The sequence below is a fragment of the Brochothrix sp. genome (assembly GCF_017549435.1).
In the GTDB taxonomy this organism is placed as follows: domain Bacteria; phylum Bacillota; class Bacilli; order Lactobacillales; family Listeriaceae; genus Brochothrix; species Brochothrix thermosphacta.
This window is the reverse complement of the sequence record NZ_JAFYUW010000012.1, coordinates 1-21,932: the sequence shown is the minus strand read 5'-3', so window position 1 is coordinate 21,932 and position 21,932 is coordinate 1. Positions and strand designations below refer to the sequence as shown.

Below are 21,932 nucleotides of genomic sequence, written 5' to 3'. Positions count from 1 at the left end.
ACAACTAAATAACAGTTTTAAAAGAAAGTATTGTTGGTTAGTGGCCGTAGTGAAAAGGAAACACTCGCAGTTTACTGTTCAGGTGATGACGGTATTCGGCGTCAGGCAGTGGACAATTGAAGAACTGCATGTGACAACACCATAAGAGAAACGAACAATCGGGGGCGATAGATCACGCTATTTCATAAGGTATGCGTTTAACTTCTAGCGAAAAAGTGAGTGCGCTCACACAGATATATTTAGGTTTTAAGAGTCGAAATGACTAATTTTTTTAAGCAACTCTTTAAATAGTTTAAAACACTCCAAGTAGGAGTGTTTCTTTTTTTAAACACTTAATAAATCGTCTGGTTGACAAAAGCCGACTGAAACGATAAGATTAAATCTGTAATTCATATAAATCCAGTCGGAATAAAATAGGAGTGTGAGAAATGACAATCACGTTAGTAATTATAAACTTAGTTATCGCAGCCATTATTTTGGGACTATTTGTCCTAATGCAAAAAAAAGGTGTTTCTTTTTCTAAACGTGTATTAACAGCTTTAGGAGTAGGTGTCCTAGCAGGTTTAGCACTACAATTCAGCTATGGTTCAGCCGGGAAAATAACAACGATGACAACAGATTGGTTAGGTCTTGTGGGGAATAGTTATATCAAATTCTTGCAAATGATCGCCATACCCTTAATTTTTGTATCCATTGTCGCAGCCTTTACTCGTCTACAGTTGAAAGCGAATGTCGCTAAAATTGGTACAACAATAATTGTTGTATTAGTTGTTACAGCAGCAATTGCAGCTGCAGTGGGTATTGGAGCAGCGTTATTATTTAAATTAGATGCAAGTAGTATTACGCAAGGTGCCACAGAATTAGCACGTGCACAAGATTTACAAGACCGGGTCGCTTCAGTTGACCTGACACTACCACAAAAAATTGTGGAGTTTATCCCTAGCAACGTATTCTTAGACTTTACAGGCGCACGCCCAACCTCAACATTAGGTGTCGTTATCTTCGCGATGTTTGTCGGGATTGCTTATACAACATTAAAAGGAAAACAAGCCAAAGAAGCAGCGTTTTTCGCTAGATTAATTGATTCGTTTTACGCAATCATTATTCGTATTGTGCGTATGATTATACAATTAACGCCTTATGGTGTTTTCGCCATTATTACAAATACAACCGCAACAAGTGATTTAGGCGCAATTGCTAAATTAGGAACATTCGTTGTCGCATCCTATGTGGCATTGATAGTGATGTTTATTATTCACCTCGCTATTCTTGGTATCGCAGGTATGAGTCCAAAAACATTCCTAAAAGAAGCAATGCCAGCGTTGACATTTGCCTTCACATCACGTACTTCTGCAGGTGCATTGCCGTTAAATGTTGCTGCACAAGAACGAATGGGAGTACCGAGTGGTATTGCAAACTTCTCAGCTTCATTTGGTTTGTCAATTGGTCAAAACGGTTGTGCGGGGATTTATCCAGCAATGTTAGCAATTATGATAGCCGTATCAACAGGTATAGATGTGACCTCGTGGACATTTATTCTAACAGTGATAGCTGTAGTTGCTATCAGTTCATTCGGTGTTGCTGGAGTCGGTGGTGGTGCTACGTTTGCAGCAATCATCGTTTTATCAGCATTGAATCTGCCAGTTGGTTTAGCGGGCGTTTTGATTTCTGTCGAGCCTTTAATTGATATGGGACGTACAGCATTGAATGTCAGTGATTCAATGGTAGCTGGTGTTGTAACAAGTAAAGTTGATGGCAGCTTTGATCCAGAAAATGCCGATAACGAAGAGCACGATGCTGTCACAGCATAAATGTAGTCGCGCTTAAATAAGAATTAAGAAATCCACTGTGGGAGATGTTGCCGCAGTTGGTTTCTTTTTTTAGATTTTTTTTTCAAGTTTAATGGCACTAAATGCGAGTTCGTAGTCGTGTTGTGCTAGTTTTTTAAAATCGTTAGTGGCGTACAATCACTTTATATAAGTCAATTATATAAAGTCATGTGAAAGTAGTGATAAACGTTGGATTTAAATTTGAATGGAAAAACAGCATTGGTAACAGGATCAACAAAAGGGATTGGTAAAGCGATAGCTGCTGAATTGGCTCAAAATGGAGACGATGAAAAAATTTTTTTCGAGCATTTAAAAAAGCTGAAGGTACAACGATATAAAACTGGCGACAAACCCATTAATTTACAATAAAAAAACCGCTCTCCCTGTAGATTTTCATCTACTTTGGAGCAGCGGTTTTTTATGTGTTTTTTAAGCAAGCAAAGCTTTTGCTTCATGGATTTGAGCTTTCACTTGTTCAAATCCAGTGCCACCATAACTATTACGTCTTGCTACAGCTGTTTCAGGTTGTAAGACAGTGAAGATATCCGCTTCGAAGAGTGGATGCGCGGCTTGCAGCGTTTCAAGACTAAGATCAGCCAGGTAAATATTATTTTGGATACAAAACAACACTAACTGACCCACAATTTCGTGCGCTTGACGGAAGGGTAGCTGTTTCGCTGCTAAATAATCCGCCAGTTCTGTTGCGTTAGAGAAATCCTGTTTCGTGGTAGCTTCTAAATGCGCGACATTAACAGTCATCGTTTCAATCATACCTGCCATAATTGTTAAGGCACCTTCTAATGTATGTGCAGTGTCAAATACGCCTTCTTTATCCTCTTGCATATCTTTATTGTATGCCAAAGGTAATCCTTTTAGGACGGTTAGTAAGCCCACCAAATCACCATATACACGTCCCGTCTTACCACGGATTAATTCAGCCATATCGGGATTTTTCTTTTGGGGCATAATACTTGAACCAGTAGCGAAAGTGTCCGATAACTCGATGAATTTAAATTCATCACTACTCCATAAAATCAGTTCTTCGCAAAAACGCGAAAGATGCATCATTACAAGAGCCGCGTTACTCAGGTACTCCACTGAAAAATCACGATCACTGACAGCATCTAAGCTGTTCGCATACGGTTTTGAAAACCCAAGTAATTCGGCACTGAGATGGCGATCAATCGGAAAAGTAGTCCCAGCTAAGGCACCTGCGCCTAAGGGCAATAAATCAATCCGTTTGATACTATCTTCAAATCGGCCTTTATCACGTTCCAACATCCAAAAATAAGCCATCAAATGGTGGGCAAATGAAATCGGTTGTGCACGCTGTAAATGTGTGTAGCCTGGCATTACAGTGTGAATATGCTGTTCCGCTAAATCAATCAATACCGTTTGAAGTTTTGTAATTAATTCAGTAGCAAGCGGCACTTGTTTCAGCAAATAGAGGTGCATGTCAGTTGCAACTTGATCGTTACGGCTACGTCCAGTATGGAGTTTTCCAGCAACAGGTCCAATCAAATCGTGCAGTAATTTTTCGATATTGAGATGAATATCTTCATTTGCGACAGTATAGACCAACTGATCATTTTTAGCTTGTTCCATTAAAGTCTGTAAACCCTCTGTAATAAGTGAGACATCAGCTTCTGGCAAAATTCCTGTTGCGCCAAGCATCTTAACGTGAGCTAAACTACCTTGAATATCTTCTAAAACGAGTGCTTGATCAAACGAAATCGAAGCACCAAAGGAATCGACCCATTCCTCATTGGTAGCTTGAAAACGTCCACCCCACAGTTTAGCATTACTCATGGACAGTACTCTTTGCGTGAAGTTGTACTTCGGCATTTACTTTAGTAGAAAGGCCCCATAATTTGATAAAGCCAACAGCTGCATCTTGGTCGAATGTATCTTCAGAAGTATAGGTTGCAAGGTTTTCGTTATAAAGTGAAACGGGTGACTTACGACCGACAACAATGGCTTGTCCTTTATATAATTTCAAACGAACAGTTCCCGTTACGTTTTCTTGTGTTTCTTTAATAAAAGCAATCAGAGCTTTTGTTAAAGGGTTGAACCATAGACCATCATAAATCATTTGAGTTAACTGTAATTCAACAGTAGGCTTAAAGTGAGCCGTTTCTTGAATTAAGGTAATTGATTCAAGTGCTTTATGTGCTGTGATCAAAGTCATTGCCCCCGGAGCTTCGTAAAGTTCACGTGATTTAATACCTACCACACGATTTTCAATGTGATCAATTTGACCAACACCATGTTTACCAGCAATGTCATTTAGTTGTGCAACGATTTCTGCTGCAGTGAATGTCTGGCCATTAAGAGCAGAAGGCACCCCTTTTTCAAATGAAAGCTCAATGATTTCTGGTTGGTCAGGAGCATCTTCTAAATCAGGGATTGTTAATTCATAGGCACCAGCAGGTGGTGTAGCCCAAGGATCTTCTAAAACACCACATTCAATGGCGCGTCCCCATAAGTTTTGATCAACAGAATAAGGATTATCTAAGTTAATTGGGATGGGAATATCATTTTGAATAGCGTATTCAATCTCTTCTTCACGTGACCATTTCCAATCACGTACAGGAGCCAATACCTTAATATTCGGAGCCAAAGCTTGGAAAGAAACTTCAAAACGAACTTGGTCATTCCCTTTTCCCGTACAACCGTGAGCAACAGCAACAGCGCCTTCTTGTTCAACGATTTCGACAAGTTTTTTAGCAATTAAGGGACGGCTTAAAGCAGAAATCAAAGGATAAGCGCCTTCGTATAAAGTGTGAGCTTGCAGTGAGATTAAGGCGTAATCGTTAATGAATTCATCAACAACATCCAAAACAATTGATTTAATTGCACCAACTGTTAAGGCTTTTTCTTTTACAAAATCTAAATCTTTCCCTTCGCCGACATTTAAACAAACTGCGATGACATCATAATTTTTATCTTGTAACCATTTAATTGCTACCGATGTATCTAAACCGCCTGAATAAGCTAAAACTACCTTCTCTTTCATATGAACTCCTCCTGTATATATATACTATTTGTTTTTATATTTATACATACATCATAACGCTTAGGCGATTAACATGCAAGTTAAAAATGTATAAATATTAGTTAAAACAACTTTTTCATGTATAAATATAAGCTACTGTTACGACTGTGTATAAAAAAAGAAAGTTAATTCTTAGAAAAGTGTTTGTTTGGAATGGATGTTTTGGTATAAAGGGCGATTTTTTGGTATGATACTGTTGAGAGTTTAGATAAGAAAGTGAGTGTTTGAATAACAGTGAAAATATCAGTAGAGTATCTTTTTTGGTATACCACATCCCATTTAGTTATTGATGAGGGCTATCGAATTATTCATTTTAATGAAGAAGAATTAGAAGTATGGCTTGAAAATCAGAAAAATAAACAAAACCCAATTATTCGAATCTCACAAAGAGACGTCACTTGGAAAGTGCTTGTTGAACGTGATTTTGAGCAAATGGTTAATGTGATGAACCAATTCCGCAAAGAATTGAATCGTCCAAAATTGCAATTGACGAATATCTATTTATCTGAAAAACCTTTAGGTGAAAGTGGCGCCTATAATTATCAGAAGGAAAGCAAAGATAAAGCGATTTTAGTAAATAATTATGTGATTGCAACGGATACACAAAAAGAAGACATCGATAAGTTAAGTGATGTTTTTGTTTTTGGAAGTAAGGAACTGTTACCCATTGAAGCGCAAACACAAATGGAAATTGAAAAATTGAAAATGAACATGGTGACGCATATGAGTGTCAATGTAAAAGCGCCTGTGAAGAAAACATGGAAAGATCAATTCTTATGGACGTATGTGTTAATTGCAATGAATGCGTTAGTATTTTTAGCGATGACTTTAATGGGCGGAAGCACAAATACGTATGTATTAGCTTTGTTTGGCGCGAAAGTTAATGAATTGATTGTTGCAGGTGAATGGTGGCGTTTTATTACACCGGCGTTCATACACATTGGAATGACACATTTGTTGATGAATATGGTATCGCTCTTTATTCTAGGGACGATGGTTGAAAAAATATTTGGAGGCTGGCGCTTCCTCATCATCTATTTTGTCTCTGGTTTAACAGGTGTTATAGCAAGTTTTGTATACTCTGACAGTTTATCTGCCGGTGCAAGTGGTGCAATTTTTGGTTTGTTCGGTGCTTTGTTGTACCTTATTATTAAAAAACCACAAATTTACTGGAAAACGCTAGGTGTCAATGTATTATTACTTTTAGGTATTAACTTGGTTTACGGTTTTGTGGTCTCAAGTGTTGATCAATATGCCCATATCGGTGGTTTAATTGGTGGTTTATTAGCTGCCTATATCGTAGCGATTAAAGGCCAATACTTTGATTGGAAACGCTGGGGATATACACTAATTACCCTAGTGATTATCGGATTTTTCATCATGCTCGGGTTCCGCAATGTGAATCAAAGCACTAACCCTGACACGGGAAACTCAGTTGTAGTCAATTATATGGAACATGGTAAAACAGCTGAAGCAAAAAAAGTCATTGGCGTAATGCAAAAAAATAACTATAATGATAATGTAAGCGATTTTTTTGCGGGGAATCTATTGTTGAAAGAAAATCAAACCACAGCGGCAATTGCAAATTATCAAGCGGCAATTGAGAAAGAACCACAGTTTCCAGAAGCGTATTATAACCTTGCATTAGCCTATCAAGCAGAAGGTCAGTTAAAACAAGCGACTTCTGCAGCTAAAAAAGCAAGTGAACAAAGTAATGTCGCCTCATATAAGGATCTGTATGATAAATTGCGCACAGCCAAATAAGGTGAGGAGTGTTTAGCAATGAATAACGTTTACGATGTCCAACAACTATTGAAAAAATTTGGTGCCTTTATTTATGTCGGTAACCGCACAGCTAGCTTACAAATGATGTTGGCTGAAGTGACAGAATTATGGGACCATAAGCTAATTGATTCAAAAGAATATGCATCTGCACGACTGGTACTACTTGGTGCCTTGCGTGAAGAAGAAAATGGGGGAATAGGCGTATGGTTAAAAAATTAATAGGTATTGATGTCGGTGGGACATCCGTTAAATTTGCAGTGGTAAGTACTAAAGGTGAGATTGAAGAAAAATGGTCCATTAAAACAAATATTAGTGACGCAGGCTCACATATCGTCGGTGATATCGCCTATTCATTAAATGAGAAACTGGCAGAATTAAAGCTCTCTAAAAGTGATATCACAGGTATTGGAATGGGAACGCCTGGTTCAATCAATTATACGGATGGAACGGTTGTTAATGCATTCAACCTTAATTGGACAACTGTGCAGCCAATCAGTAAGTCGCTTCAAGCACTAACAGGTTTACCGGTCTTTTTAGACAATGATGCAAACGTTGCAGCATTAGGTGAAGCATGGAAAGGTGCGGGTGGCGGTGAACCAGACGTTGTTTTTGTGACACTTGGTACAGGTGTTGGTGGTGGTGTTATTGCGAATAACCGTATCGTTCGTGGTGTTGCAGGAGCAGGTGGCGAAATTGGACATGTCACTGTTGCGCGTGAAAATGGCTTTGCTTGTACGTGTGGTAAAAGTGGCTGTTTAGAAACAATTGCTTCTGCAACAGGCGTTATGCATGTTGCACGCCATAAAGCCCCCACATCAAAAGCAAACTCAAAATTACGCGATGATGTCTTATTGAACAATCGAGTATCAGCAAAAGATGTATTTGATGCAGCCAAAGGGTATGATCCTTTTGCAGAAGAAGTTGTAGCTTATGTGTCATCTGCCCTCGGTTTTGCCTTAAGTCATATTGGTAATATTTTAAATCCAGCATGCATTGTTATCGGTGGTGGTGTTTCAGCAGCAGGCGATATTCTTTTAGATCCTGTTCGCGATGAGTTTGAAAAAAATGTTTTCAGCACAGTGAAACACAGTACGAAAATTTCATTAGCAACATTAGGCAATGATGCAGGTATGATCGGTGCCGCTTCATTAGTGTTAACAGAAGTCTAATCTTCTAAATGATTAAAAATTAAAGTTATAAAAAGTTTGTTTTTGTCGCTCGCGACGAAAATAAGCTTTTTTTTGTATTTAGGGTAATATATGTACAAAATATAGTCACAATTACTACTTTTTTTATGCTATTCTGGTTATTACTCTGTTTGAAAGGAAGGCATTTTGTTAAACTGAACAAGTAGAAGCTGTAACTCGAGGAGGAACTGAATATGATAGAAATCAGCACAACGATTAAATCGTTGGAACAAGCTGAGGCGTTGTTAAAAGCCGGTGTGAATAAACTTTTATTTGGGGAAGATCAATTTGGTTTACGATTAGGGCAGTCATTCAATCGAATAGAACAAGAACAATTAGTGAAGTTAGCGCATACATACGATGCGAAAGTTTGTGTGATGGTTAATAGTTTGATGCATAATCAGCAAATGGAAGCGATTCCTGATTATCTAGCCTTTTTAAAGAAAATCGGTGTAGATGAAATTATGGCAGGAGACCCTGGTGTTTTTCAGGTAATGAAGCAACCTGAATACGCGCTACCTTATATTTATGATGCACAAACAATGGTAGTAAGTGCACGCCAAATTAATTTTTGGGCAAAACGTGGAGCTGTGGGTGGTATGTTGGCTCATGAAGTCCCATACGAAGAACTTGTTAAACTAACACCAGCATTAGAAGTTCCTGCGACATTTTTAGTCTATGGTGCTGCTTGTATTCATCAATCGCGACGACCACTCATTCAAAATTATCTTAATTACGTTAAGACAGATGAATCAGTTGGTAAAGAACGAGGGTTGTTTATCTCAGAGCCGCGTAAAAAAGATACACAGTATTCAATTTATGAAGACGTGAATGGTACGCATATTTTTGCGAATCATGATGTCAATTTGATGGGCTATATGGATCGTTTAAGCGCCATCAATATTACATCGTGGAAATTAGACGGTTTGTTTGTATCAGAATCAGCTTTTGTAGCAATTGCAGAATTATTCGTTGGTGTGAAAAAACTGCTAGAAAAAGGCGAATTAACTGAACAACATTTAGTTGAATTTGATAGCCAATTGCAGGTATTACATCCACAAGAACGTAGCATCGATACTGGATTCTTCTTAATGGATCCCGAAGAAGTGAAATAGGAGTGTGTCAGTATGAAAAAAGAATTAATTAGACCTGAGGTTTTAGCACCTGCAGGAACATTAGAAAAATTAAAAACAGCTATTCATTATGGTGCAGATGCTGTTTATATTGGTGGAGAGGCCTATGGCTTACGTTCTCGTGCTGGAAACTTCACCTACGATGAAATGCGTGAAGGTGTTGCATACGCCAAAGAACATCAAGCAAAAGTATATGTTGCTGCCAATATGGTCACGCACGAAGGTGATGCTGCTGGAGCGGGCGCTTTTTTTAGAGAATTACGTGATATTGGGATTTCAGCTGTGATTGTATCGGATCCTGCTTTGATTGAAATTTGTATTACAGATGCGCCAGGGTTACCTGTCCATTTATCAACTCAAGCCTCAGCGACTAACTATGAGACGTTGAATTATTGGCAGGATGAAGGGTTAGAGCGTGTTGTTTTAGCACGTGAAGTATCAATGGAAGAAATAGCGAAGATGCGTGAAAACACGGATGTTGAAATTGAGGCATTTATTCATGGTGCCATGTGTATTTCTTATTCAGGTCGTTGCGTTTTATCAAACCATATGTCGAAACGTGATGCTAATCGTGGTGGTTGTTCGCAATCGTGTCGTTGGAAATATGATTTATTTGATTTACCAATGGCAGGAGAGCGACGTTCATTAACCTCACAAGGAACTGAGGTTGAACCCTTTTCAATGAGTTCAGTCGATATGGCGATGATTGAACACATTCCTGATCTGATTCAAAATGGAGTGAACAGCTTCAAAATTGAAGGACGAATGAAATCGATTCATTATGTATCAACTGTATCTAATGTTTACAAAGCGGCTGTTGATAGTTATATGGCAGATCCGGAAAATTATATCTGTAAGCAAGAATGGATTGATGAATTATGGAAAGTGGCACAGCGTGAATTAGCCAGTGGGTTTTATTACCAACGACCATCAGAAAACGAGCAGTTGTTTGGACCGCGTCGTAAGATACCGGTCTATGCCTTTGTAGGGCAAGTGTTAGCCTATGATGAACAAACTAAAATAGCAACTGTGCAACAACGAAATGCCTTTAGTGTAGAAGACGAAGTCGAGTTTTACGGCCCAGGATTCAAACACTTTTCACAAATCATTACAAGTATGCGCAATGAAGATAACGAAGTGATTGACCGAGCGCCCAATGCGATGATGACCGTTTATATGCCCGTTTCACAACCAGTGAGTCCGGGCGATATGATTCGTAAAAAGAAATAATTTACTCTAAAACTCACCCAACTTGGGTGAGTTTTTTTGTTCGCAAAGAGGTGCTTATAAATGAGGTAGAGGCCGCAAATTTCAAACTTAGCCGATTGAAAGGAGAGCTATTAGTGCGGCAAAAACAATAATAAGAAGGGAGAGGAGGAGGAGAGATGCGTAGAAAAAAGAATGGGTTTACACTCATTGAGATGTTAATTGTGTTAATTATTATTTCAGCATTGTTATTATTGATACTCCCAAATGTTATGCAACACACTGAATCTGCACAAGGTAAGGGGTGCGAGGCACAACGTCAAATGATTGAAAATCAGGTGATGGCATATCAAATGGATGATGGAAACGTTCCTACGATGGAACAACTAATAGCACGTGGCTATTTAAAAGTGGGACAAAATCAGTGTGCAGATCAACGTGAAATTATCATCTCAACTAATGGGAATGTCAGTATTAAGTAAGCAAGGAATGACGTTGTTGGAGGTTTTAGTAGTGTTGGTGATTGTAACGATGATGGTTGGTTTTACAATCCATGGAGGTGAACAAATACGTTCGCAAATGTCAGCGCAATTTTCATTGAAACGCAGTATATTACACCATCAGTATGCTCAGATAAAAGCACTCACTGATCAGCGTGATATGTTTGTGTTGTATGATTTAGTGAAACAAGAACAAAGAGTCGTATCGGTAGAAGAAAATATTTTTGCAGAACAGTACAGTGATTTAAAAGTAAAAGTGGCAAAGCAACGTTATCATTATAATTCAAACGGCGAAGTTAATCAGTTTAATACACTTGTTTTTGAGGATAACTATTTCACTTATCGACTAATAATGCATATTAAATGGGGGCGAATACGCATTGAAAAAACAGAACGGTTTCCTATTGATTGAACAGTTGTTTGCGCTCGTGTTGATTATCTTATGTGCCAGCATGTTTGTTGGATTATTTGTCATCAGTGAACGTAGTTTAAATGACGTGAAAATGGATAATCAGCTTTTAGCAGTTATGTTGCAACAATTAGGGGAAGCAACTGAATCTAAAGGAGTGATGCAAATTGATAAACAGGACTATCGTTGGCAGATAAATAAAATAGGCGCGCAATGGCAAATCGAGGTGGAAAATGGAACAGTACGATGGACAGGAACAGAGCAAAAAGTTGAAAAAGAATGGCTTCACACTCGTTGAATGTCTGATAGCATTAATATTATTACCCGTTTTTTTAAAGGTGGCAGTAAGCGTAATGTTTGGCATTACACAAGTTCATGAACGGTGGTTACAACGACAAGCAGATATGGAATGGCACATGCTAGTGCTCTATTTACAAACAGAAAAACAAGCGGTTAAAAAAATTGATTTATCTGCAAAAACGATGAAATGGCAACTTGAAAATACTGAGACGCTTACTTTCACATTGAAAAATGATAAGTTAATGTTAAAAGCAACTAACGGGGGAAATATTACTTTGTTGCATGATATTGTTTCTAAAGATAGTTATTTTGAAAAAAAGAAAACAACGATTCATTGGTTTTTGGTTAAGCAAGGGCGTGGCTTATATGAAATCAAAACGTAAAAGAAACAGTAACGGTTTTGTTTATGTTTATGCTATTGGGTGTATTTTATTATGTTCACTTATTATTGTAGGTATTGTATCTCTTGCTCGGATTGAACGAACAGCACAATCTGAATTGACTAAAAAATATCACACAGAAATAAAAAAAGGACTCAAAGAAATGAATCAGTTGTTAAAAAAATAAACGTCTGCATATTAGCCGAGAAACAGGGGCTAAGGCAAACGTTTTTTTTACATTTTAAATATATTCAATTGTTTCGAATAATGGCAACATGATACTCAGGTAAATGATAATAATACAACCGCCCACTAACAGTAATAACAAGGGTTGAATTAAACCGACAATTTTCTGCAACCGTTGTTTGAGGAGTTGTTCACAATAACGATGGCAGGCCATTAGTTCCTGTGACAAAAAGCCGCTTGCTTCCCCGTGTTGGATGACAATTGCTAGTAAAGGTAGGAACAAGGGGTGATTTTTTAAAAGTGTGGCAAAAGGAAGCCCTTGTAATAAGCCGTTATTGATGTGACGCGCAATGTGGTTGAATAATCCATAATGTGAAGTACTGCTCAGCTTCAGGATTTTTTGTAATGAGAGGCCGCTTTTGATAAGTAGTGCAAATTCACGGGCAAATAAATGAGTGTAATAATAAGGCATGAGTCTGCGTGTTAGAGGAAAGCGACACCAAAATAGTGCACGTTGATAGGCGTTTTTTTGTTGTAGCCATTGTTTGAAAAAAAAGAGAAGAAGCAATGTGATGCACACAGAACCTAATAACCAAAAATGGGCATATTTTAAAAGGTTAAAAATTGCAGGAGGCGGCGCATTTGTGTGTATGAACAACATTTCAATCTGAGGGACGACAAAAGCTTGTAAAACTAAAATAACACCGCTAAGTAGCACAAAAAGAACGGCAGGATATTGGATGAAGCGGCGAATAAATTGTGTTTGTTGCAATTGGAAATTTAACCCCTCGGCACAGTTTTTGAGCGTTTCGGTAAATTGTAAATGCGTTTGGGCAAAGTGTAACTGTGAGCAGATAATAGCCGGGAAATGTAATGTATCTAAACACCGATCAAAGCTGGCGCCGTTTGTGAGTTCTTTTTTTAAACTAGCAAAGAAAATAGCTTGTTGCGGATGGATACGTGTGAGAAAAGCTAAGGCGTGATCCAGTGCTAAACCGTTATGCAGCAAATCACTCAGCTGTTGGAGAAAAAGCGCTTGGAATTTTTTTGTCCGTTGTTTTTGGAATAAAGCCATACAGAACTCCCTTCTGGTATAAAGCGTTAAAGGTGAGCCGATCGGATAAAATTTCAGAAGTTAACCCAGGTTTTGTGAGTATTTCATAAATTAGTGCGCGTTGTACCAAGTGGTGTTGTATCGGGACAAATTTTTGGGAAATAATAGCGAGTAAAGCTTGTTTTAAATCTGTTGGTGGTAATCCAAGGTTTTTTAAACGATAAAGAACACCAAGTGAATGAGAGGAGTGAATGGTTGCGACGACAAGATGACCCGTCAAGGCCATCCGAAGCGCCATTTTAGCTGTTTCACTATCGCGTATTTCACCAATCATTAGGATGTCAGGGTCATGCCGTAAAGTAGCACGTAAGGCAACGTCAAAAGAAAAGCCGGCAGTTTGATTGATTTGAAACTGAGTGAGAAAAGGCGAGGGGATTTCAACAGGATCCTCAATGGTTAAGATGTTTTTATAGGGTTTTTGGGAGATATATTCTAACAAGCTGTATATCGTTGCTGTTTTACCACTTCCGACTGCACCGCTGAAAAGTAGTAAGCCACTTTTCTGAGCGATTAAATCTTTTAATTTTGCTTCCTGATATTGAAAAAGTGCAAGCGGTAATTGATGAACAGGTGACACACATCGCAGTACTAATGAAGGCAATGAGCGATAATTAGGGATGACAGAAATGCGAATTGAAACTCCGGTCAGCTCTGGCCACTCATAACGACCGCTTTGTGGAAGTTGTTGTTCACCAATATCAAGACCACTATTATATTTTAAAAAGGTAATGCAACGCTCAGAAATTTCAAGTGGAAGCTTCTGTAAAAAAGAAAGTGTTCCATTTGAGCGGAAATAAAGCGCGTAATGGGTCGTTTTAGGAGTGAAATGAATATCGCTGTACTTGTTTTTTAAGGCCATTGTAATTAGATTGTTACAGATTTTGGCGATATCGATAAGACGACCTCCTCGGTATTTTGTTAACTTACCTATTCGACATGTACAAATAATGTCCTTTTTATCTAAAAAGCGAACTTTAAACAGACAAATTACCTTAAATGTTCACCTTTAATAAATAGTAAGCGTTTAATATTTGCTGAATTAACTAAATGTTAAGTATTGTCGAACAATTATGAATATGGTATTATTGAAGTGTTAGAAATACTTTTAGTGGAATAACGTATCGCGAGAGAATGCGCAAGCATCGCCGAAGGGGCAAATGAATCCTCATGAAACTCTCAGGCAAAAGGATCGATGCGTGTTACGCCTCTGAAATTCTGATGTAAGATCAGGAAAACAGGGACGCACAGTTTTTTTGTGCGTCCTTGTTTTTGTTCTGTGCGAAGAATAAGCAACTTTTGAAAGGGGACATAGCCATGAGTGAGTTAAAACACACGCCGATTTTTGCGGGTTATAGTGAATTTGGCGGCAAAACAATTGATTTTGGAGGATGGGAATTACCTGTCCAATTTAGTGGGATAAAAGAAGAACATCAAGCAGTGCGCGAAGCTGCGGGGCTTTTTGATGTTTCTCACATGGGTGAAATTACAGTAAGAGGCAATGATGCACTACCTTTCTTGCAAAAATTGTTATCAAATGATCTAAGTAAAATGTCTGATAATCAAGCTCAATATAACATTATGTGTTATGAAGATGGTGGTTGTGTAGATGATTTAATTGTTTATCGTCATTCAGAAACAAATTATTTACTAGTTGTGAATGCGTCAAACACAGAAAAGGATTATCAATGGTTAGCTAGTCATGCTGATGCTTTTGACGTAACAGTAAAGAATGTGTCAGATGAATATGGACAAATAGCAATCCAAGGGCCTCATGCAGTAGCGATTGTCCAACGTTATGCAGATCGTCCTATTGATGATATGAAACCATTTTATTTTGATGGGAACGTTATGATTGAAGGTCATCAAGTGATTGTGTCACGCACAGGATATACAGGGGAAGATGGTTTTGAAATATATATGAATAGTGAAGCTGCCTTAGAGTTATGGCAATTTTTTGCACGATTAGATGATGTGAAACCGATTGGTTTAGGGGCTCGAGACACACTTCGTTTTGAAGCTGCCTTATCATTATATGGGCAAGAAATTTCTGAAACAATTTCACCTCTAGAAGCAGGTTTAGGTTTCGCAGTCAAATTAGATAAAGAGCCTCAATTTATTGGTCAGCAAGCATTGATTGATCAAAAAGCTACAGGTAAAATGCGTCGTATTATCGGTTTAGAATTAGTTGATAAAGGTGTGCCGCGACATGGTTATCCTGTGTTGAAAGATGGAGTTGAAGTAGGTGTAGTTACTACTGGGACACAATCACCAACCTTAGGAAAGAGCATTGCGCTAGCATTGGTCAACCATGATGTTTTCAAAGAAGAAACATTTGAAATTCAAGTACGAAAACGCTTGTTAAATGCTGTTAAAGTACCTAAAACGTTTTATAAACGTAGCCGTTAAGGAGGAGAGAAAATGAACCAATACCGTTATTTACCTCTTACAGAGACTGATAAAAAAGAAATGTTGGATACAATAGGTGTCCCTGATGTTGAGGCATTATTTTCACCTATTCCAAAGAGTGTTCGTTTTGAAGGTGATTTGAAAATACCAGCCGCCGCAGATGAAAATAGTTTGGTACGTGAGTTATCACGTCTTGCTTCTAAAAATGTAACGACAACAACCCATACGTCATTTCTTGGGGCAGGTGTTTATACGCATGCAATTCCGGCCGTCGTTGATAGCATGATTTCACGTTCTGAATTTTACACAGCGTATACACCTTATCAGCCTGAAATTTCTCAAGGCGAATTACAAGCAATCTTTGAATTTCAAACAATGGTCGCTCGCATTACCGGTATGGATATTGCCAATTCGTCAATGTACGATGGAGGGACTTCTCTTGGTGAGGCAGCTGCACTAGCTGCAGGCGTGAAAAAACGTTCGCAAATTGTCATGAGTGAACTTGTTCATCCTGAATACCAAGCCGTTGTAAAATCGTATTGTGAAGGGCGTGGTGTGGATGTTGTGATTGCACCAAGTCAAGATGGGATTACAGATGTAGAAGCACTTAAACCGTTGTTAACGGATGATACTGCAGCTGTCATCGTTCAGTATCCTAACTTCTTAGGACAAGTAGAGCCCATAAAGGTATTTGCAGACTTAGCGCATGATAACAATTCGTTATTTATCACCTCATCTAATCCATTAGCGTTAGGTCTATTAACACCACCTGGTGCAGTTGGCGCTGATATTGTTGTGGGTGATACGCAAGTGTTCGGTATTTCGGAAGCCTTTGGTGGACCGCACTGTGGTTACTTCGCTGTGACTAAAAAATTAATGCGTAAAGTACCAGGTCGTTTGGTGGGTCAAACGGCAGATGAAAATGGTAAACGTGGTTTTGTATTAACGTTACAAGCGCGTGAGCAACATATTCGTCGTGATAAAGCGACATCAAACATCTGCTCAAATCAAGCTTTAAATGCTCTAGCTTCAAGTATTGCAATGGCATCATTGGGTAAAAACGGCCTTGTTGAAACAGCAACATTGAATTTCCAAAAGGCTCAATATGCACGTCAACAGTTTGCTGAAAAAGGTTTTAATGTGACTTATGGCGCACGTCAATTTAATGAATTTGTGGTTGAATTTTCAAAACCAGTATCAGATTTACAGGATTTGTTGATTGAAGAAGGCTTTATCGGTGGTTATGATTTAGGCCGTGATTATGCTGGAAAAGATAATCAAATGTTAATTGCTGTAACAGAAGTAATTCCAAAAACAGAAATTGATCGTTTTATCAAAGTTTTGGAGGTGGCTAAATAATGACAACTGAAACGTTACCGTTAATTTTTGAACAAACAAAAGCCGGCCGCATTAGCTATAGTTTACCGCCGCTTGATGTGCCAACTGTTGATATTACAAGTATTCTTGGTGAAGAAAACATCCGCCAAACACCTGCGGAATTGCCAGAACTTGCCGAATTAGATTTAATTCGTCATTATACGCGCTTATCAAACCATAACCATGGCGTCGATTCAGGTTTTTATCCACTTGGTTCATGTACGATGAAATACAACCCAAAGGTGAATGAAGTGACTGCAAGACTAGATGGTTTTGCCCATGTTCATCCGCTTCAGCCTGAAAACACAGTTCAAGGTGCAATGGAATTAATGTATAATTTACAAGAGAGCTTGAAAGAAATTACGGGTATGGATGAAGTGACCTTACAAACAGCCGCTGGTGCACACGGTGAGTGGACAGGCTTGATGTTAATTCGTGCTTTCCATCTTGCTAATGGAGATACACAAAGGACCAAAGTGATCATCCCTGATTCTGCACATGGAACGAACCCAGCTTCTGCAGCAGTTGCCGGATTCGAAGTCATCACCGTTAAATCGAATGATAAAGGTATGGTCGATGTGGATGACCTTCGTCGTGTGGTTGATCATACGACAGCGGCATTGATGTTAACAAATCCGAATACGCTTGGTTTGTTCGAAGAAGATATTGTCAAAATTGCTGACGTTATTCACGAAGTAGGCGGTAAAGTTTATTATGATGGTGCGAACTTAAACGCTGTTATGAGTAAAGCACGTCCTGGTGACATGGGCTTTGATGTGGTTCACTTGAACTTGCATAAAACATTCACTGGACCGCATGGTGGTGGTGGACCAGGTTCTGGACCTGTAGGTGTTAAAGCCGACTTGATTCCGTTCTTACCTAAACCTGTACTGCTTAAGAAAGCAGATAAATTTGTATTTGAATACAATCGTCCACAATCTATCGGACGCGTGAAACCATTTTATGGTAACTTTGGCATTAATGTACGTGCTTATACTTACATTCGTACAATGGGACCTATCGGTTTGAAATTAGTCACTGAAAATGCTGTTTTAAACGCTAACTACATTATGGCACGTTTGAAACCACACTATGATTTACCATTTGAAGGACCGTGCCAACATGAGTTTGTGTTAAGTGGACGTCGCCAAAAATTATTAGGTGTCCGCACATTAGATATTGCGAAACGTCTACTTGATTTTGGTATTCATCCACCTACAACATACTTCCCATTAATTGTGGAAGAAGCGTTGATGATTGAACCGACCGAAACCGAATCAAAAGAAACCTTAGATAACTTCTGTGACATCATGATTCAAATTGCGAAAGAAGCAGAAGAGAACCCAGAAATTATTCAAGAAGCACCCCATACAACTTATATTCATCGTTTAGATGAAGCAATGGCAGCGCGTAAACCACAAATTGTATGGCCATTAGACTAACATTAAAAGACTAAAGTTATTTAAATTATGAAGGATAAAATAACAGATATTCATAGAAGAGGTGCACGATGACAAAATTAAAAGGCTTTTTAGCCGTGACCTACTTACTGTTATTTTCTCTTTTTCTAATAGATGTGGTGCACGATGGCTTTGGACTTAATTATCCTGTGGGATGGTTGATTCTATTTCTTATTATTACCATTGTAGTATGTGTAGGAGAATTACGTATGCGACATTTTGAGTGGGGAGTCATCAGTTTTAGCGCCAGTTTATTAGTAATTGTTAGTTTTTATTTGTAAGAGCACAAAAAATCACGTCCCTTTCTGGGGACGTGATTTTTTATTTTTGGCGAAGTTGTGCAATAATCGTATGCGCATTTTCTAAATTTAATTGTTTATTTTCTAATAATGCTGCAACAACTAATGGTAATTCACTTTCAGTAGCGCCAGCAGAAAGGGCTAACGATTTAACTTGTAAGGACATATGCCCTTTTTGAATCCCTTCAGACACCAACGCTTTTAAAGCCGCTAAATTTTGAGCAAGCCCGACTGATACAATCACACGCGCCAGTTTATTAGCTGTTGAGATACCTAAAATTTGTTGTGTTAATTGTGCCAAGGGCAAGACACTGATTGCGCCGCCAACTGAACCAACGGGTAACGGTAGAGTGAGTTGTCCCACTAAATCGCCATTTGCTGCAACCTTCCAGTCTGATAAGCCACGGTAACGTCCATCTCTCACAGCAAAGGCATGAGCTCCCGCTTCAATTGCACGTGTGTCATTCCCGCTAGCCAGCACGACAGCGTCAACACCATTCATAATGCCTTTGTTATGCGTTGCTGCACGGTAAGGGTCGAGGTGCGCATACCGAGTAGCTTCTGCAATGCGTTTTGCCAACCATTCTCCTTCAAAACGAGTGGTTGTTAAAGTGTGTGGCTCAATACGGCAAGTTGCAGTAACCAAAGAGGTGTCTGCAAAATTACTCAGTATTTGCATTAAAACAGCGCTGTCCAACCATTCTTTAAGCGGTGTAGCCGTCGCTTCGAGGATAGTGTTCATCATATTGGCGCCCATTGCCTCTTGAACGTCAACTACAAGGTGTACCGTGAAATAAGCGGGTTGATGATCATCATCCGTAATGATGCGTGTCTCTATGCGACGGAGGCCACCTCCACGTTTTACAAGTGATGGCTGAGCAGCATTGGCAATCTCGATGAGTGCCGCTTCTTTTTCTTGAACTAATAAGATAGCCGCTTCGTAATCGGATACATCAGTGAAAATGAGTTGTCCAATCATGGCACGTTCTTGAATAGTTGTTGTAAAACCGCCATTGGCTTGCACGATTTTTGCAGCATTACTACTTGCTGCAATGACAGAAGGTTCTTCAGTTACCATTGGAACAACATAAGATGTTTCATCGATAAGAAAGTTGAAAGAAAGTCCTAGTGGTAACGGAAATTGTCCAATTTGATTTTCAATCATACTGTCTGCAACCTCAGGGGCAATAATAGCCGCAGCTTTAAGTTGCTCAATTTGTGCTGCTGTAAGGCGTTGTTCTGCTATTAATGTCGCGTGACGTTCAGCGAGTGACTGTTGATAAAATTTTGCCATAGTATTCACCTCGTTTTTTTCATTTAATCGCGTGTAACGAGAAGGGCAAGGCCGATACCGCCACCAACACAAAGACCAGCAATACCTGTGTGTGTATTTGTTTGTTCAAGATTGGTAATCAATGTTGTCAAAATACGTGCGCCAGAAGCACCAATTGGATGGCCTAAAGCAATTGCACCACCATTGATATTTATTTTATTAGCTGGAATTTTCAAATCTGTAACAACGGCTAATGATTGTGCTGCAAAAGCTTCATTTAATTCAAATAAATCAATTTTGTCAATTGAAAGATCAGCTTTTTCTAATAAGGCGTTCACTGCATAAAAGGGCGCGTATCCCATCATTGCAGGATCCATGCCAATTTCAGCAGAGGCTTTAATCGTTGCAAGGTAAGGAATGTTTTGTGCAATCGCTGTTTCTTTATCCATTAATACGAGTGCTGAAGCACCGTCATTAATCGTTGAAGAGTTACCAGCTGTCACTGATCCCTCACGTTTGAAGACAGTCTTCAAGGTACTCAATTTTTCTAAAGTTGTTTGTGGTCGAATGGATTCATCACGTGTGACAACCGTTCCATCTGCCAAGGTAACAGGTGATATTTCTTTATCAAAAAGGCCTTCTTGCTGTGCCTTTGCTGCTTTTTGTTGTGATTCGTAAGCAAATAAATCTTGCTGCTCACGTGTAATATGATGGTGATCTGCTGCATTTTCAGCAGTGATGCCCATCGCATAATGGCCAAACGCATCTGTTAAACCATCAAAAAACATACTATCAGTTAATTTTTCAGGTGCAAAAGCCTCTTTGTCATAACGATTGAGCAATAAGGGGGCTTGCGTCATATTTTCAGTACCGCCAACAACAACAGTTGTTGCTTCGCCTAATTGAATCGCTTGTCGACCAAGAATGACAGCTTTGAGCCCAGAACCACATACTTCATTAACCGTCATCGCAGGTGCAGAATGAGGGATGCCGGCGTGTATTGCGGCTTGTCGTGCAGGATTTTGACCAAGTCCGGCTTGTAAAACGTTGCCTAATATAACTTGATCAACACTCTCAGGAGAAATGTTTGCGCGTTGTAATGCCGTTTTGATTACATTTGAACCAAGTTCAACAGCAGAAACGTCTTTAAACATACCGCCAAATTTTCCAATAGGTGAACGAGCAGTGCTAACAATAACAATATCTTTCATGGGAAGTCTCCTTTTGTAATACGTAGTAATTGCCCTGTTATTATAGCATTTTAAAACAATAATACGAAAGAAAAGGGGGTATTTTACGTTACCGCTTACAAAATTTGTGACATTTAGAGAGAATAATAAAGAATATTCAGGAAAAACGCTCAAATCAGTTGTTTTTAAGTCGAATTTTTAATAGACTAAGGACATACTCACAAACAAAAAATAAACTAAGAAAAAGGTGTCCACAATGAAAATAGGTATTGATAAAATGAGTTTTTACACGCCAGCCTTTTATGTCGATATGGTCGAATTAGCGGAAGCGCGTGAAATTGATCCCAACAAGTTTACAATTGGTATTGGGCAAGATCAAATGGGCTTCGCCCCATTAAGCCAAGATGCAGTAACAATGGGAGCAAATGCAGCGCTTAACCTATTAACACCAGAAGATATCGCGGCGATTGATTTGGTCATTTTTGCCTCAGAGTCAGGCATCGATCACTCGAAAGCAGGGGCAGTGTATATTCATCGTTTGTTAGGTTTACCTAAACATGCGCGTGCAATTGAATTTAAAGAGGCATGTTATGCAGCGACAGCAGGATTAAGTTATGCGCAAAATCACGTCGCAGCGCATCCTGATAAAAAAGCATTGGTGATTGGATCAGATATTGCGCGTTATGGTTTATCAACACCAGGTGAACCAACGCAAGGCGCAGGGGCAGTAGCGATGTTAGTCACTGCTAATCCACGTTGTTTAGCATTTAATAATGACAATGTCTACATGACAGAAGATATTATGGATTTTTGGCGTCCTCTTTACTCTGAAACAGCTGTTGT

Annotated in this window: 22 protein-coding genes, 1 pseudogene and 1 riboswitch; of the genes and pseudogenes, 17 read left to right on the top strand and 6 right to left on the bottom strand. The window is 38.9% G+C overall.

Annotated elements, in window-relative coordinates; all coding sequences use genetic code 11:
• Nucleotides 1–428: 428 nt before the first annotated feature.
• Nucleotides 429–1,811, top strand: coding sequence for an L-cystine transporter (locus tag IKV95_RS00725; protein ID WP_029092277.1), 1,383 nt, complete (start codon nucleotides 429–431; stop codon nucleotides 1,809–1,811).
• 207 nt (nucleotides 1,812–2,018) lie between these two features.
• A pseudogene (locus IKV95_RS00720) lies at nucleotides 2,019–2,111 on the top strand (SDR family NAD(P)-dependent oxidoreductase); the annotation flags it as partial.
• Between the two features lie 147 nt (nucleotides 2,112–2,258).
• On the opposite strand, the gene argH reads toward IKV95_RS00720, so the two are convergent.
• On the bottom strand, nucleotides 2,259–3,638 hold the full coding sequence (argH, locus tag IKV95_RS00715; RefSeq protein WP_069126256.1) for an argininosuccinate lyase: 1,380 nt from the start codon (nucleotides 3,636–3,638) through the stop codon (nucleotides 2,259–2,261).
• On the bottom strand, nucleotides 3,631–4,845 hold the full coding sequence (locus IKV95_RS00710; RefSeq protein WP_069118766.1) for an argininosuccinate synthase: 1,215 nt from the start codon (nucleotides 4,843–4,845) through the stop codon (nucleotides 3,631–3,633). The genes argH and IKV95_RS00710 overlap by 8 nt, the downstream gene beginning before the upstream one ends.
• A gap of 273 nt (nucleotides 4,846–5,118) precedes the next feature.
• Between IKV95_RS00710 and IKV95_RS00705 the strand changes: the two genes are divergently transcribed.
• From IKV95_RS00705 to IKV95_RS00660, 10 genes are all read left to right on the top strand, one after another.
• Nucleotides 5,119–6,648 carry a rhomboid family intramembrane serine protease gene (locus IKV95_RS00705; protein WP_069134632.1) on the top strand — a complete coding sequence of 510 codons (1,530 nt, stop codon included), beginning with the start codon at nucleotides 5,119–5,121 and terminating at the stop codon, nucleotides 6,646–6,648.
• An 18-nt stretch (nucleotides 6,649–6,666) separates the two neighbouring features.
• A complete protein-coding gene (locus IKV95_RS00700; protein ID WP_029092272.1) occupies nucleotides 6,667–6,888 on the top strand; it encodes a YqgQ family protein in 222 nt (73 codons plus the stop codon).
• Nucleotides 6,873–7,838, top strand: a complete 966-nt coding sequence (locus IKV95_RS00695; RefSeq protein ID WP_029092271.1) for an ROK family glucokinase — start codon at nucleotides 6,873–6,875, stop codon at nucleotides 7,836–7,838. Before IKV95_RS00700 ends, IKV95_RS00695 begins: the two co-directional genes overlap by 16 nt.
• A 212-nt stretch (nucleotides 7,839–8,050) precedes the next feature.
• Complete coding sequence (locus IKV95_RS00690) at nucleotides 8,051–8,971, top strand: peptidase U32 family protein (RefSeq protein WP_029092270.1); 921 nt, start codon at nucleotides 8,051–8,053, stop codon at nucleotides 8,969–8,971.
• Nucleotides 8,972–8,983: 12 nt separating this feature from the next.
• Nucleotides 8,984–10,219, top strand: a complete 1,236-nt coding sequence (locus IKV95_RS00685) for a peptidase U32 family protein (protein ID WP_069118762.1) — start codon at nucleotides 8,984–8,986, stop codon at nucleotides 10,217–10,219.
• Nucleotides 10,220–10,374: 155 nt separating this feature from the next.
• On the top strand, nucleotides 10,375–10,677 hold the full coding sequence (gene comGC, locus IKV95_RS00680; protein WP_029092268.1) for a competence type IV pilus major pilin ComGC: 303 nt from the start codon (nucleotides 10,375–10,377) through the stop codon (nucleotides 10,675–10,677).
• Entirely contained in the window at nucleotides 10,634–11,107 is a 474-nt protein-coding gene (locus IKV95_RS00675; RefSeq protein ID WP_287451299.1) for a prepilin-type N-terminal cleavage/methylation domain-containing protein, read from the top strand. Before comGC ends, IKV95_RS00675 begins: the two co-directional genes overlap by 44 nt.
• Nucleotides 11,076–11,402, top strand: a complete 327-nt coding sequence (locus tag IKV95_RS00670; protein ID WP_069128710.1) for a type II secretion system protein — start codon at nucleotides 11,076–11,078, stop codon at nucleotides 11,400–11,402. The genes IKV95_RS00675 and IKV95_RS00670 overlap by 32 nt, the downstream gene beginning before the upstream one ends.
• Nucleotides 11,338–11,787: a prepilin-type N-terminal cleavage/methylation domain-containing protein gene (locus IKV95_RS00665; protein WP_081312136.1), complete on the top strand. Its 450-nt coding sequence runs from the start codon at nucleotides 11,338–11,340 to the stop codon at nucleotides 11,785–11,787. The genes IKV95_RS00670 and IKV95_RS00665 overlap by 65 nt, the downstream gene beginning before the upstream one ends.
• Nucleotides 11,771–11,971 (top strand): hypothetical protein, encoded by a 201-nt coding sequence (locus IKV95_RS00660; protein ID WP_069126261.1) that lies wholly within the window; start codon nucleotides 11,771–11,773, stop codon nucleotides 11,969–11,971. The genes IKV95_RS00665 and IKV95_RS00660 overlap by 17 nt, the downstream gene beginning before the upstream one ends.
• A gap of 54 nt (nucleotides 11,972–12,025) precedes the next feature.
• On the opposite strand, the gene comGB is transcribed toward IKV95_RS00660, so the two are convergent.
• Both comGB and IKV95_RS00650 read right to left on the bottom strand, forming a co-directional pair.
• A complete protein-coding gene (gene comGB / locus IKV95_RS00655) occupies nucleotides 12,026–13,045 on the bottom strand; it encodes a competence type IV pilus assembly protein ComGB (RefSeq protein WP_287451298.1) in 1,020 nt (339 codons plus the stop codon).
• Nucleotides 12,981–13,964, bottom strand: coding sequence for an ATPase, T2SS/T4P/T4SS family (locus tag IKV95_RS00650; RefSeq protein WP_436627784.1), 984 nt, complete (start codon nucleotides 13,962–13,964; stop codon nucleotides 12,981–12,983). Before IKV95_RS00650 ends, comGB begins: the two co-directional genes overlap by 65 nt.
• Before the next feature lie 232 nt (nucleotides 13,965–14,196).
• A riboswitch (glycine riboswitch) is annotated at nucleotides 14,197–14,286 on the top strand.
• Between the two features lie 112 nt (nucleotides 14,287–14,398).
• On the opposite strand from IKV95_RS00650, the gene gcvT reads away from it, so the two are divergent.
• The 4 genes from gcvT (at nucleotide 14,399) to IKV95_RS00630 (ending at nucleotide 18,608) form a co-directional block, all read left to right on the top strand.
• Nucleotides 14,399–15,490, top strand: a complete 1,092-nt coding sequence (gcvT, locus tag IKV95_RS00645) for a glycine cleavage system aminomethyltransferase GcvT (RefSeq protein ID WP_029092262.1) — start codon at nucleotides 14,399–14,401, stop codon at nucleotides 15,488–15,490.
• A gap of 12 nt (nucleotides 15,491–15,502) precedes the next feature.
• The gene (gene gcvPA, locus IKV95_RS00640; protein ID WP_069118755.1) at nucleotides 15,503–16,849 is read left to right on the top strand and encodes an aminomethyl-transferring glycine dehydrogenase subunit GcvPA; all 1,347 of its coding nucleotides are present in this window, start codon (nucleotides 15,503–15,505) and stop codon (nucleotides 16,847–16,849) included.
• Entirely contained in the window at nucleotides 16,849–18,309 is a 1,461-nt protein-coding gene (gene gcvPB, locus IKV95_RS00635) for an aminomethyl-transferring glycine dehydrogenase subunit GcvPB (protein WP_069118754.1), read from the top strand. Before gcvPA ends, gcvPB begins: the two co-directional genes overlap by 1 nt.
• A gap of 68 nt (nucleotides 18,310–18,377) precedes the next feature.
• Entirely contained in the window at nucleotides 18,378–18,608 is a 231-nt protein-coding gene (locus tag IKV95_RS00630) for a hypothetical protein (RefSeq protein ID WP_029092259.1), read from the top strand.
• 40 nt (nucleotides 18,609–18,648) lie between these two features.
• Here IKV95_RS00630 and IKV95_RS00625 read toward each other — a convergent pair whose 3' ends face one another.
• A complete protein-coding gene (locus IKV95_RS00625; protein WP_287451297.1) occupies nucleotides 18,649–19,920 on the bottom strand; it encodes a hydroxymethylglutaryl-CoA reductase, degradative in 1,272 nt (423 codons plus the stop codon).
• A 23-nt stretch (nucleotides 19,921–19,943) separates the two neighbouring features.
• Nucleotides 19,944–21,110, bottom strand: a complete 1,167-nt coding sequence (locus IKV95_RS00620) for a thiolase family protein (protein WP_069125250.1) — start codon at nucleotides 21,108–21,110, stop codon at nucleotides 19,944–19,946.
• Nucleotides 21,111–21,345: 235 nt separating this feature from the next.
• Here IKV95_RS00620 and IKV95_RS00615 point away from each other — a divergent pair.
• Nucleotides 21,346–21,932: hydroxymethylglutaryl-CoA synthase family protein (locus IKV95_RS00615; RefSeq protein WP_483296354.1), on the top strand; the 587-nt coding region annotated here is incomplete at its 3' end.